This is a genomic window from Haladaptatus litoreus (assembly GCF_900156425.1).
In the GTDB taxonomy this organism is placed as follows: Archaea; Halobacteriota; Halobacteria; order Halobacteriales; family Haladaptataceae; genus Haladaptatus; species Haladaptatus litoreus.
The window spans coordinates 1,524,309-1,537,238 of sequence record NZ_FTNO01000001.1 but is presented as its reverse complement, the minus strand read 5'-3'; the positions used below and the strand labels follow the sequence as shown (position 1 = coordinate 1,537,238).

The following is a 12,930-nucleotide window of genomic DNA, read 5'->3' as shown; positions in this document are numbered from 1 at the left end:
CATGTCTCGCCCTCCAGACAGCCAACGCGACAGCCTTCTCTCCCGCAGGCAGTTCCTCGGGGTTTCCGGCCTCGGCCTCGGAGCAGTCGCGTTCGCCACCAACACCCTCCCCGCGCCCGTCGTTGAAGCACGGACCAAGCACCGAGATATTCCGAGCGTCCCGCCGCAAATCGAGATTCCTGCGGCGCACATCGAGGCCGCGAAATCGCACGCAAAGCAACTCGCCGACGATGCAAAACGGGCGTGGAGTCGCGCCGATACGTCTTCTCTGGATGAGTCAGACAGCCGAATCCTGAAAGAAGGCCCTGAGAAAGCGCAGAACCAAATAAACGAGATTCCGCCCGAACCCGGAAACCCCAGAACACTCGAAAAAATCCAGTATTCGGCGGGTGTCGCCGCCGAAACGCTCGGTGCGGCGCAGTATTTGAACGACGAGTACTCCGAGAAAGACTACGAAACGGAGGCGTCGAAACTCCGTTCCAACGTCGAATCCGTCACAAACCGAATCGAAATCGAGTGCGACGACCCGCACGAGTTTCTGGTTCACGTCGGACGAGTCGAGTATCACCTTCAGCAGGCGGCGGGATTCTCACGTCGCGTTTCGCCACCCGAGGATGCGATGGAGGCCGGAGAAATGCTTTGGAACCTCGAATCGGCGCGCCGGGATTTCGAGGACGGAAAGCGACTTTACTGGCAGTACCGGAATGGACTGGAGAATCCGAAATCGTTTGAGCGCGAACTGACCCGGAATCGGAAATGGCTCAAAAAGGCGGCGGAGACGCTTCGAGGGCAGGATGACGAGGATTCAGGTGGAGACCTCCCCGACAACGCTTATCGGCAGATTCGAGGTCGGATTTATACCCACGGCTGGTTTTACGGGCGAAACCGACTCAATGAGGCAGAACGATGCAAAAAGGAGGGATTGGATGTTCTTGCTGCAGTTGCGACCGCCGAAGCGCGCCAGCATTTTCTCGCGTGGCATCACGCCGAAAATCGTGTCGAGGTTTCCGAAGACGCGGAGCGAATCGACGCGAAACTCGTGTTCCGGGCGAAGCGCGCGGCGGTAAACGAACTTCAAAACGCGATTGACGGGTCAGAAGAGAGGCTTTTCACTCGGAAACTGCTCGAAACGGCGGAAAATCGAACCGACTCCGGAGACAGCGCACTCGACTTTTCGGAGTATCCGCGCGCCGAAGCCTACGGACGCTACCTCCTCGGACGGGCACACGCCGAGCACGCGAACGGCACAGCTACCAAACTCACTCGGTGGTGAATCGGTACAAGTCATTTTTCGTCGCTTCGTTTAGAACTGCGCGACGACTTCCGGCATACAGCCATCGCCGGATTCGTGGTAGGAGAAGTGGTCCGGAACGTAGTCCACGTTGTGGTCGGTGTAGTTTGCGGGTGGAGTTCCTTCACAGCCTTCCTCGCCGACGGCGGAGTCGAACTCGCCAATCGAGTAGGCCCAGTTCAGCACGCTGTCGTCGCTCTTCCAGAAGTTGTCCACCGACCCGACGACGTTCGCGAAGTCGTCGCCGTACTCGCCATCTACTGCGACATCGTCGTTGTCCGTCGCCGCGCCGAGGAGGGTTGCCGATTCGATGTAGTCGCGGTAGCCCCACGAGTTGAGCGCTTTGATGGTCGCGGGGACGACCCGGCCGCCGAGGGAGTGCCCGATGAGGCGAACGCGTGCCCCGGTTCGGGCGCGGTAATCGGTGATGAAGTTGGCCAGTTTCGCCCCGTTTCGCTCCGCGATGTCGGTCGCGGGCCACCAGTTATCGACACTCGTGTCCGAGTCGTAGCTGAATCCGATGACGGGATGGTCGTAGCCGTTGTTCCGGAGCGAGGTTTTCACCGTCTGGAAGTGGTCGGGTGCGGCGTCCTGCTCGACCAACCACCCGTGAACCGAAATCATCACTTCTTCCGGATTCGCGCTTCCGTAGCCGGGAATGTCGCCGACCGTGCTGTAATCCGTCGCGGTGTGGCCGTCGGTCAACTGGTCGCCGTACCACCAGTGAATGTCGAAGTGGCCGCGCGTCGTCGCACGGGGGAAGTCCGCTGGGCCGACGATGTTTCCGTCGTCGCCCTCGAATCCGGCGGCGGTTCCGGCCACGCCAGCAAGGCCGACTGCGGCGGTTGCCGTGCCGCGCAGGACGGTTCGGCGGCTCACTCGATAGTTCGAATCAGTATCACTTGTGGTATTGTCTACCATGGTTGTAATTAACAATCATGCAGACATAATTGTATCGGAGAAAAATCGAGTCAATTTCCGGCGGTTTCGATTCGGTAGGCTACTCCTTCGTACTCGATATATTGCGGCGTCTCGCCGAGATACGTGTTGCGCCCGTCGAGTCGAACACGCGAAACGCCGTCTTCGAACGACGCGAGCAGATTCCGAATCGGCGTGATTCGAATCACCTGTTCGGGAATCTTTCTCATCGGCTCTTCGTCCGGATTTTCGACGCGCGTGGCGAGGTAAGTCGTGTCCGTCTGCCCAACGCGAACGTGTTTCTCGTCGCCGTCCCGATTGACTTCTTCCAAGTCGTCCGTCGGCGTGAGCGAGAGCGAATTGCCGACCAGTTCGAACCGGGTGGCGACGCCCACTGACTCGTCGTAACTCTGTCCTTGGAACCAACCGGAAATTCCGAAAGCGTAGGTGCCGCCGCCGAGTCCAGCGAGTGAGATGTCTTCGGTTCCCTGTGCCCCCTCGATTGAACTCCCGAGATTCGTGTTGTCGATGGTCAGACTCCACGTATGCGAACCGCTGGATTCCAGCATCATGGCCGGTTCCGGAATCACCTGTGGAGCAATGTAGAACCATTCGTTATCGACGAGTTTCCAGACCATCCAGTGATAGTAATTCGTCGTGAACGTCGCCCCCGTCTCGTTCGAGAGGGTGAACGAAACGGTATCATCCGGCAGTTCGGCCTGTTCCTTCGATGGCGTCATCAGCAGGTTCGTTTCCGAATCGGCATACTCGTAGCAGATGACCTGTTTTTCGTCGTCGCCAAACGGCGGACAGTGATTTTCGTCCGGGATTTGGAGGTCGGGCGACCCCGTGGTGGTCGTTCCGGGAGTGGTCTTTGTCATCCCCGGCGTCGAGGTGTCTGGCTCATCGGTTCCGGAACCTCCCGGCGACGATTCGGTGAGACAGCCAGCAAACAGGACGGAACTAACCGAGGCGAGGACTGTGCGGCGGTTCATACTGTGGCAATCGTAGCTTCCTGGTAAATGCTTTCAGATGACTGAAACACCTTTTTCACCAATCGGATTACTACCACGCATACACAAACCTTTTTGTATTCCCAGTAGGTATGGTGCTTGTATGAGCGCAACTCGTCCCACGACCGTCGAAACCGCGATTGAATGCTGCCGACCGACCGACAAAACGCCCGTGACGCTCGATGCGTCCGCACTTCCGAGCGCCCGAACCGACCTGCGCGAACTCCAGCGCGGACTCGACGCGAACGACCTCGTCCCCGCTGGCGTGACGGTTGACGCCTGCTTCGACGCGGACTGCTCGTTCGCCACGCAGGACGAAGCGGATAGAATCCGTGAATGTGTCCGAAGCGCGGCCTTCCTCGGCGCAGGCACCGTCACCGTCGAGTTCGACGCTGTCGAAGACGAATCGAAGGTTCGACCCTCACTCGCCGCCCTCAAGGAGCGTGCGCGCCGCGAAGGCATCACGCTCGAACTCGACGGCCCGCTGTCGCTCGACTCCTAAGCGAAACCCTCGTTCTTACGTCTCCCCATTTCGTCTACCCACGCATGGGGAAACGCGCGCTGGAACGTCGGCTTTCCGCAGTCTCCGACTTCGCCGACCCACAGGTCGAACTGGAGCAGTATCCGACGCCCGCAGACCTCGCGGCCCATCTCGTTCATCTCGCGGACGTGCACCACGATATCGCTGGGAAGACGATTTTCGACCTCGGTACCGGCACTGGGATGCTCGCGCTCGGGGCCGCGACCCGCGACCCCGAGCGCGTTCTCGGCATCGACCGAGACGCCAGTGCAATCGAACAGGCCGGAGAAAACGAACATCGCGTTGCACCCGAAACGCCCGTCGAGTGGGTTGTGGGGGACGTACCGCGCGCGCCGTTCTGCATCTCTAAAACGAGTTCATCAGCACCGTCACGGACGGTGCTGATGAACCCGCCATTCGGCGCGCAGACGGGCAACGAACACGCAGACCGCGCGTTTCTGGAAACGACCGCGGCCATCGCGGACGTGTCCTACTCGATTCACAACGAGGGGAGTATGTCGTTCGTAGAAGCCTTCGCCGAGGATGCCGGTGGCGAGGTGACACACGCATTTCGGGCCGAACTGCCGCTTTCGCGGCAGTTCGCGTTTCAGCGCAGGCAGAAAAAAGTTCTCGACGCCGAAGTGTTCAGAATCGAGTGGTAAGAGGAATCGAGGGACGATGTGAATCGAGTGATGAGAGAAATCAAGTGGCGATATGAATCGAGGGGCGTTAACTGCCGTACTGTTCTTTTTTCGCCACTTGGACGCGAGTGTCGCCCACGACGGCGACGAGTCGGTCGTCCGTTCGCTCGAAGGTCACGCCGGAAAGCGTGACCGAGGAGTTCGGAACCGGAAGCGACCCACTCGCGACCGTCGAATTGTTCTCCGACAGTTCGAGGCTGAATCGGCCGTTTTGCGGAACTATCGACACCTCTTTTCCGTCGATGACGGGCGTTGCGGTCACGGAGTCCGAAGCGAACTCGTGTTGCCAACGGCCGGTTTCGGGCCGCAACCAGACTTGGTAGGCGGTTCCGCCGCCGGTCGCTGTCCAGCCCTCGCGGTTCACGTGAACCGCCTTTTGCCACCCGATTCCGCCGACCCTGACCGTCGTCTGTCCCGAATGCGCGAGTTGCCCCTGTGACACCTCGCGCGACCAGATTTCCCGGTGTTCGTTGACGACGATAACGCCGCTCGTGTTCACCTGCGTCGTCTCACCGCCGAGCGAAACGTCGATGACGGACACCTTCTGGTTCGGCACGTTTTCGGCGTACATCACCGTGTACCCGTCTACTTCGACGCCGGAACCGTCGCTGACGGCGTCCGAACCCACGGACGTGAGGTTGACCGGGATTGCCACACCCGCCATGACGAGGAGCGGAATCAGCAGGAGGACGGTTCCGACCTGTCTGACGTTCGGGCCGAACGACTCTCGGTCAGTTGTCCGAACCGCGACAGCGACGAGTATCGACAGCGCGAGGACGAACAGCACGCCGAGGCCGCGAAAGAGGACGTAGGTTTCCAAGCCGCGGTACCACCAGAGTGCCCACAGCGACAGCGACATTAGGAGGACGAAACTCCCGGCCCACACCCGCAGGGCACTCAACTGCACGTTTCGTCGTCGGAGCAGGTAGACGCCCGCGACCGCACCGAAGAAGAATCCCAGCGTGTGCCCCTGTACGGCGATACCGAACCACCACGGGCGCGAGAACGTGCTCGTCGCCTCGCCGATTACTTGCGGTTCACGAAGCGCCAGATACAGCGTGTTGATGAGTCCCTGCGCGGACAGCGCCACGATGGTTCCCAGTGGATACTGAACCAGCGCAAACCCAATGAACGCGTACAAAACGCCGGAAAAGCCGATGACCGGTCCCCACGCGAAAATACTCGTTCCGAGCGCGATGACGACAACGCCGAGCGGAAACAGTACGAACGCCCGAATCCACGGGTTCGTCCGCCACGACGACCCGGATTCCTCTCCTTGCTCCGTTGGATAGTGGCTGAAGAAGTACTCCGCCAGCGGTGCGAGGGCGAGCGTGCTCGTCATGTTGCCGATGAGGTGGCCCGGCCCGGCGTGCGAAAAGGAGCCGAGGAGCATCCCTTTCGGGTAGAGATACGACCACGACGCGAACGCGACGGTTACGGGATTTCGCCAGTGGTTCCACCCACCCTGCACGAACAGATAGACGGCGGTTACCCCAATGACCGAAATCAGCGTCCCCCACGGAACGCCGAAGAGGAACCGCTTTCGAAGCGCACTTCCCCACGCCCCCCGAGGGCGGTCTAATCGCCAGACGATGAGAATCGAGAGCAGGAGGCCGAGCGAGATTGCGACCCGAATCGGCCACCCGCCAAACGGCGACACCATACGCGGAGTGTGTGACCAATACGATATAAAGCAATCCGTCCTGTTCCGTGAGCGAGACGAGCGACGCGAGTCGAACGAAAACGAGTTGGATGACGACGATTCGGGTAACAAATTAATCCCGTCGGCATGAACCACCGCACATGGCAGAGCTACCGGCGGAAGGTGAGACGAAGTCGTACTCCCGGACGTTCACGAACGAAGACGTTGCGCAGTTTGCAGACCTCTCGGGTGACCGCGGCAGCCACCACGAGGAGGGCGACAATCCGATGGTTCACGGACTGCTGACCGCGACATTACCGACGAAAATCGGCGGCGACATGGATTACATCGCTCAGTCGATGTCGTTCGAATTTCACAGGCCAGTGTACGTCGGCGAGGAAATAACGTGCGAATCGACGGTGGAGTCGTTCGAATCGCGCGAAACACGCCACGAGATGGTCGCCTCGTTCGTCTGCCGAAACGAAGATGGAGAAGTCGTTCTCGATGGAGAAACGGAAGGCGTTATTTTCCGGTAATTAGTCGCCGAAGTCCGGCAAATCGTCGGGCGCTTCGAACTCGGCCTCCCAATCGACGTACTCCGCCTCCAGCACGTCACAGATGACCTGTCCGAGTTCGGTCAGCGAGGCGTTGATGGACGATACCGCGTTCCACGAGTCGATGTCGGGGTGGATTTCGCGCTCTTTCCAATCCTCCGGAATCCCCGGCGCGTGATAGCCGACGCGGTCTGCGAAGTCGTCCCAGAAGAAATCGAACTCGTCGAAGAGGTTCAAATCGAGCGCGGTTTCGAACTCGCGTTCGTCCAACTCGGTGTGTTCGGCCCACTGGTCGAACGACTCTTCCCACGCACCTTCGTAAAGAAACGTCTCCAGTTCCTCCCGTCGGTAGTTCGTCTCGCCCTGCACCGACACGTCGTCGTATTCCTGCACGTCCGCCTCGGAGCGCAGTGTCGGCGCGTCCGGGGCTTGCACGTCGAGTCCCATGAACCGGGCTACGGGAGGGGTTCGGATAAGGGTTCTCACGGACGACAGGTCGCCGCGGTACTCACCGATTGCGACGGACGAGCGAGGAGACAATTCGACCGAAACGGGCGTTACCGAGGATGACGGGGTGCGTTACGCGCTGAACCGTCTCAGCCATTTATACCGACGGTAGCCGACGATACGCGAGGAATGAGAGGTACACAGACAACGCGAACAGTTACAGTTGTACTGATGACGCTAATACTCGCAGTCAGTGTCGCCGTCGCTGGAATGGGGGCGATGGCGGGACAAGATACGACGGACGAGGAAACGGACGGCGACGCACAGGTTCGCGTCGCCCACATGTCGCCGGATGCACCGCCGGTTGACGTACTCATCGACGGCGAGACGGCGATTTCGAACCTCTCGTATGGCAACGTCACCGACTACGCCAGCCTCCCTGCTGGCGAACACAACGTCACGGTGACCGCCGCGGGCGACCCGAGCACGGTCGTTTTCTCTGAGAACGTGACGTTCGACACCGACACCAACTACACCGCCGTCGCGCTCGGTGAGATTTCGGAACATTCCGAGAACCCGTTCGATGTCGCGGTTCTCGAAGATGACTTCACCGCACCCGGGTCCGGTAACGCGTCGGTGCGACTCGTCCACGCGTCGCCCGACGCGCCGCCGGTCGACGTGACGGTGGCGGAGACAAACACGACGCTCTTCGACAACGTCTCCTTCGGCAACGCCACGGAATACGCGGAGGTTCCGGCAGGTGAGTACACGCTGGAAGTTCGGCCCGCAACTGCCGACGATTCCGGCGAAGTCGTGGCGACGTTCAACGTGACGTTGGACGAGAACACGGCCAACTCCGCGTTCGCGGCGGGTTACATCAACCCCGCGGAGGCACCCGAAACCGGACAGGACAACCCGTTCGAATTAATCCTCGTCACGGATTTCGAGTTTGCGGGAGAAACGACGGAAACCGCGACAGCAACGGAAACCGCAACAGCGACCGAAACCGCGACGACCGCGGTCAAAACGACAACCCCTGCGGAACCGGCGGCCACGGAGACGCAGACCACAGCCAAACCGACGAAAACGACAAAGGAGACGACTGCGAAGGCAACCGAAACGACTGTGGCGGAAACCAAAACGCCTGTAAAAAAGACGACTGCAAAGGAGACAGAAACCACGGAGAAGGCGACTGAAACGACGACTACCAAGGCGACACCAACTGAAACGAAGACAACTGTGGCGGAAACCAAGACGACTGCGAAGGAGACGCCGACGAAAACGACCGAGAAAGCCGCTCCGCCAGCAAAGACGACCGAGAAGCAGACGACGAAGCAACGCACGACAGCGAACGAAACCACTGTCGAGAAGACTACAGCGGAAACGACGGTGAAAGAGACACCGACGAAAGAGACGACGGTGAAGCGGACGACTGCGAAGAAAACCACTAAAAAACAGACTACACCGCAGAAGACGACCCCCAAAGAAACCACGGCGAAAGTGACGAAAACGACTACGCCGAAACCAACGACAGTCAAAGAGACAACTCCGGCTGAGACGACGGTGAAACAGACACCCGTGAAGGAAACGACGGCGAAGCGAACGACACCGAAAGAAACCACGGCCAAGGAGACGACTCCGAAAGAGACGACAGTGGCAAAAACGACTCCAAAGGAAACGACCGCCAAAGAAACCACGCTGAAGGAGACAACGCCGAAAGAAACCACGGTGAAGAAAACGACAGTAAAAGAGACGACCGCCAAGGAAACTACTCCGAAGGAAACGACGGTGAAACAGACCACCCCGAAGGAAACGACAGTGAAAAAGACGAGTCCGGAGGAACCGAAGATAACGAGTCCGGCAGAGCCGGAAAAACCGGATGTGACGAGTCCGGCGGAGCCAACTCCGGATGAAACGGTGCCGAAGGACGATTCCGACGGGCGCACCGTTTCGAACGACAGCTAAACCGCACACCTTTTTGTTTTCCGACACGAATTGCGGACGTGAGCCGACTCGCCGACATTCGACGCCGGGACGATGTTCGAGAGGGAAAACGAACGTTTTCCCTCCCCACGGAGAACTTCGCCACAGTGGTCGAAATCATCGAATCGGGGTACGACCAGTGGGTTGGCGCGGTTGTAACCGACGACGACGGCCGCGTGCTATTGGTCGAAAACGGATGGAGCGGTGGCTGGATAATTCCGGGTGGAACGGTCGAAACGAACGAAACGCCCGCCGAGGCAGTCGTCAGGGAAATCGAAGAGGAAACCGGGGTGTCGGTCGAACTCGACCGGCCGCTTCTGGTCGAGCGCCAGCGATTCACCCACGCTGACGAGGACGAAATCGCCGGCGATTTCGTCCTGTTCGGCGCGACTGCGAGCGACACGGAAATCGGCGACGACCTCGGAGTGGAAGACGAAACGATTTACGAGGCGCGGTGGTTCGCCGACGTTCCGGCGATGAAAATCGACTACAGCGCGGAAATCGAGTCGTTTCGAGAGTAAAAACAGATTCTTGGTCAGTCGATTCGCTCGGCAACGGCACGCAGTTGCTCGATTCGCTCGGTTCGAGCCGAATCGCGGAGCGCCTCCTGCGTGTCGTCTGGGCAGTTTAGTTCGGGGACTGGCGTCGGCGTACCGCCCTCGTCCAGCGCGACAAAAGTGAAAAAGGAAGTGGTCGTCTCGCGCTCTTCGCCTTTTTTCGGGTCTTCGGCGCGGACGTTCACCTTCACGTCGATGCTGGTTCGGCCCGTGTCGAAGACGAACGCCTCCACGACGGCGACTTCCCCGAGGTCGATGGGCGAGATGAAATCGACGTGGTCCATCGACGCCGTCACGCACTGATTGCCGCAGAATCGCATCGCCGCAATCGCACCGCAGATGTCCATCCAGTGGAGCACTGCACCACCGAGCGCCCGCCCAAGGTTGTTGGTGTCGTTCGGCAGGAGCAGTTCGGTCATCTCGGTGTACGAGTCCATCAGCGTCGCGGTGTCTGCCATGTCCGGTGATTGTCGGCAGGCCTATTTAGTTGGTCACGGTTCGGTCGGCGCGTCAGCGTTATCATCTTCGCTACCAATTTATCAGCATGAGTCGGGAGGTGGGAAACAGATTGCTCTCCGACGACGCCGTCGTCTCGACCGTCGGAGACGGGGTGTATCAACTCGATGCGGATGGCGATTTTTTGTCGGCCAACGACGCGATGGTCGAGATGTCGGGATACGACCGCGACGAACTCCTCGGGTCGCCGTTTTCACTGTTGATAGACGACGAGGATACAGCGCGACTCGACGCCGAAATCGAAGCCCTGCTGTCGAAGGGCGACGACGAAATTCGAACCGTAGTAGTCTCCATTCACATCGCAGATAGAGAGTCCATTCCCTGTGAACTCCGGTTTTCGGTCGTGCGGTCGGAGGATGGTTCAGTCGCCGAAACCACTGGTATCGTCGGCGTCGCTCGTGACGTGTCGAAAAATGCGGAGCTAAAAGCGCAACACGCCGAATTGGAACGACTACGCCGTATCAATGCCGTCATCCGAAGTATCGACCGCGCGGTCGTTCGGGCCGAAACCGCCGACGAAATCGAGCAGTCGGTGTGTGACCAACTCGCCGATGCGGAACCGTATCTGTTCGCACTCATCGTCCGTTTCGACCCGCAGTTCGAAGAACTAACGCCGCAGACGTGGGCAGGAGAACACGAGGAGTACGTCGAATACCTTCGAGAGACGAACGTCGACGTTTCCGAAGGGCCGGGCGCGAAGGCAGTCAAAACCGGAAACATACAGGCGATACAGGACATCGAAGGGGGCGAGTACGACTGGAGTGAACCGGCGTCGAAGTGTGGATTCGAGTCGCTTGCGGCGGTTCCACTTGCACACGAGGAAACCGTTTACGGGGTACTTGCGGTCTACTCGGACAGACCGTATGCCTTCGACGAACCCGAGTGCGAGCTGCTTTCGGAACTCGCAGAACTGGTCGGCTACGCGCTGTTCGCGGTGAAAACACAGCAGGCACTCGTCGGAGAGCGAGTCATCGAACTGGAGTTTCGACTCGCGGACGAGGAGTACGTCATTACCGCCCTCTCGGCGAAAGAGAAGTGTACTGTCCAGTTAGAAGACGCGGTGCTGCATCCGGACGATTCGCTGTTGTTGTACGTCTCGGTGCAAGACTGCGACCCGAAACGAGTCGTCGAATTCTGTCGGGAGTTCGACGACGTGTCGCATCTCCGCGTGCTGAGCACGCGGGAGGACGAATGCTCGCTCGAAATCCGATACGGCGAACCGATGGTTCTTCGGTCGCTCTCACACCACGGCGGCGTCGTCAAATCCGCGGTCGCGAAGGAGGGCGTTGCCCGAGTCAAAATCGACCTGCCGGAAACGGGAGACGTTCGCCAAATCGTCGATTTGCTCGGCGAGGTTTTCGACACCACGGAACTCGTTTCCAGACGAACCGTCGAACGACCGGTCGAAACCCGCGCGGAGTTCCGGGACACCTTGGACGAGGGATTGACCGACCGCCAGCGAACAGTTCTCGTTGCGGCTTATCGCAGCGGCTACTTCGACTGGCCGCGCGAGAGTACCGGCGAGGAACTGGCCGAATCGCTCGACATCGCTCCGCCGACCCTGCACAAACATCTCCGCCTCGCGGAGAAAAAACTGCTCTCGACGATTTTCGACGCCGACAATCGGGGCTAATCCTTTAGCCCTATCGCTCAATGCCGTCGGGTGGATGGTCTCTACCGTGCCATCCGACACACTCCCTGAAACCGACGCTGACGCGAAACGGCTCAAAACGACCGCTTCGTCCTCCCTGAACAAGTTGTTTAGAGCTTGTTCCGACCAGATGCGCCGAGAAACGCTGGTCGTCCTGCGGACGAAAGACGGCCCAATCTCGCTGTCCGAACTCGCACGCACGATAGACGGAGACACCGAGCAGGCGCGCATGTCGCTCGTTCACGTCCATCTGCCTATGTTGGATGCACTCGGGCTGGTACACTGGAACCGAGCGCGTGAATCCGTGGAACTCGCTACCGTTTCGCGAGAGTTTCGCGGACTGCTCGACGTTATCGAACACGAGCGATAGTGATATTTTTTCACATGGAACCCCACTCCTACTTAAAGACTCAACTATTGAACGCATAGTTGGATAGGAACTCCTGTAGTACTCCCGATGAGCGTGAACCCAACCGTGCTACGAGAAGAACCAGAACCAGTCGCCTCGGCTCAGTATTCGTGGGGCGGCGAAATGACACTCATCTACACCATCGTCGAAACACTCGCGTCGGCGACCGGACAGTCTCCCGAAGACCTCCCGCCACTCCACAACGCCGTCGATGTCGATGCCCTCGAATCGATTTTCGGCCCTCGCGGAAACGGCCAACAGCGCGCCGTCACTGGCGAGATATCGTTCCTCACCGAGGAACACGAAGTCGTCGTGAAAAGCCACGGCCGCGTCCTCGTCCGTCCTGCGGAGTAGTTTGGAGATTTTGATCGTCCGAGAGTGTTGGTTGCGTGGTTAGTGGCGACTGCGGATACGGAAACGGATTGTGCCAAGATGGCGATTGGGAATCTCGATTGTACCTTCTACGCGATGGAATTGTCTGTGATAGAGTTGTTGCAAATCACGACTACGAACACGCCCCCCAAGGCCGCAGGTGGGCCGAGGGCAGTCACCCTCGGCCCCGCCAATTAACTGATTGACTTGCCATCGCGTGTCTGCGGACGAATGTCCGAAATAAAGGCAAACTGAATATTGGATTGGCCGGGCGCGCCAGCGCGCCCGGCCGCTGGCGGCCTGGCGGATACGGGCGAGCGACGAAGAACGAGTGACTGACGAGCGAGGCTGGATAT

At 59.4% G+C, this 12,930-nt stretch carries 14 protein-coding genes; 9 read left to right on the top strand and 5 right to left on the bottom strand.

Annotation, left to right across the window (positions count from 1 at the left end; all coding sequences use genetic code 11):
* The first annotated feature begins 1 nt into the window (after window position 1).
* Entirely contained in the window at window positions 2–1,273 is a 1,272-nt protein-coding gene (locus BW974_RS08100) for a twin-arginine translocation signal domain-containing protein (RefSeq protein ID WP_139328838.1), read from the top strand.
* 30 nt (window positions 1,274–1,303) lie between these two features.
* Here BW974_RS08100 and BW974_RS08095 read toward each other — a convergent pair whose 3' ends face one another.
* The gene (locus tag BW974_RS08095; protein WP_076429590.1) at window positions 1,304–2,212 is read right to left on the bottom strand and encodes an esterase/lipase family protein; all 909 of its coding nucleotides are present in this window, start codon (window positions 2,210–2,212) and stop codon (window positions 1,304–1,306) included.
* Between the two features lie 50 nt (window positions 2,213–2,262).
* Window positions 2,263–3,204, bottom strand: coding sequence for a hypothetical protein (locus BW974_RS08090; RefSeq protein WP_076429588.1), 942 nt, complete (start codon window positions 3,202–3,204; stop codon window positions 2,263–2,265).
* Between the two features lie 121 nt (window positions 3,205–3,325).
* Here BW974_RS08090 and BW974_RS08085 point away from each other — a divergent pair, with 121 nt between their 5' ends.
* Together BW974_RS08085 and BW974_RS08080 are read left to right on the top strand one after the other, a co-directional pair.
* Entirely contained in the window at window positions 3,326–3,724 is a 399-nt protein-coding gene (locus BW974_RS08085) for a DUF7961 family protein (RefSeq protein ID WP_076429586.1), read from the top strand.
* Between the two features lie 44 nt (window positions 3,725–3,768).
* A complete protein-coding gene (locus BW974_RS08080; RefSeq protein WP_076429584.1) occupies window positions 3,769–4,404 on the top strand; it encodes an METTL5 family protein in 636 nt (211 codons plus the stop codon).
* A 67-nt stretch (window positions 4,405–4,471) separates the two neighbouring features.
* Here BW974_RS08080 and BW974_RS08075 read toward each other — a convergent pair whose 3' ends face one another.
* Window positions 4,472–6,106, bottom strand: coding sequence for a rhomboid family intramembrane serine protease (locus tag BW974_RS08075; RefSeq protein WP_076429582.1), 1,635 nt, complete (start codon window positions 6,104–6,106; stop codon window positions 4,472–4,474).
* Between the two features lie 140 nt (window positions 6,107–6,246).
* Between BW974_RS08075 and BW974_RS08070 the strand changes: the two genes are divergently transcribed.
* The gene (locus tag BW974_RS08070; protein ID WP_076429580.1) at window positions 6,247–6,621 is read left to right on the top strand and encodes an FAS1-like dehydratase domain-containing protein; all 375 of its coding nucleotides are present in this window, start codon (window positions 6,247–6,249) and stop codon (window positions 6,619–6,621) included.
* Here BW974_RS08070 and BW974_RS08065 read toward each other — a convergent pair whose 3' ends face one another.
* A complete protein-coding gene (locus BW974_RS08065) occupies window positions 6,622–7,086 on the bottom strand; it encodes a DUF7992 family protein (protein ID WP_076429578.1) in 465 nt (154 codons plus the stop codon).
* Between the two features lie 231 nt (window positions 7,087–7,317).
* On the opposite strand from BW974_RS08065, the gene BW974_RS26185 reads away from it, so the two are divergent.
* On the top strand, window positions 7,318–9,051 hold the full coding sequence (locus BW974_RS26185; RefSeq protein WP_076429576.1) for a DUF4397 domain-containing protein: 1,734 nt from the start codon (window positions 7,318–7,320) through the stop codon (window positions 9,049–9,051).
* A 38-nt stretch (window positions 9,052–9,089) separates the two neighbouring features.
* Window positions 9,090–9,590, top strand: a complete 501-nt coding sequence (locus BW974_RS08055; protein ID WP_076429574.1) for an NUDIX domain-containing protein — start codon at window positions 9,090–9,092, stop codon at window positions 9,588–9,590.
* 14 nt (window positions 9,591–9,604) lie between these two features.
* Here the strand turns inward: BW974_RS08055 and BW974_RS08050 are convergent, their stop codons facing one another.
* Window positions 9,605–10,084: an acyl-CoA thioesterase gene (locus BW974_RS08050; protein WP_076429572.1), complete on the bottom strand. Its 480-nt coding sequence runs from the start codon at window positions 10,082–10,084 to the stop codon at window positions 9,605–9,607.
* Between the two features lie 86 nt (window positions 10,085–10,170).
* Here BW974_RS08050 and BW974_RS08045 point away from each other — a divergent pair, with 86 nt between their 5' ends.
* The 3 genes from BW974_RS08045 to BW974_RS08035 all read left to right on the top strand — a co-directional run bounded on the left by BW974_RS08045 (window position 10,171) and on the right by BW974_RS08035 (window position 12,556).
* Window positions 10,171–11,775 (top strand): bacterio-opsin activator domain-containing protein, encoded by a 1,605-nt coding sequence (locus BW974_RS08045; protein WP_076429570.1) that lies wholly within the window; start codon window positions 10,171–10,173, stop codon window positions 11,773–11,775.
* A gap of 46 nt (window positions 11,776–11,821) precedes the next feature.
* Window positions 11,822–12,163: a DUF7344 domain-containing protein gene (locus tag BW974_RS08040; protein ID WP_139328837.1), complete on the top strand. Its 342-nt coding sequence runs from the start codon at window positions 11,822–11,824 to the stop codon at window positions 12,161–12,163.
* Window positions 12,164–12,250: 87 nt separating this feature from the next.
* On the top strand, window positions 12,251–12,556 hold the full coding sequence (locus BW974_RS08035; RefSeq protein ID WP_084186211.1) for a DdfA family disk-determining factor: 306 nt from the start codon (window positions 12,251–12,253) through the stop codon (window positions 12,554–12,556).
* Window positions 12,557–12,930 lie beyond the last annotated feature (374 nt).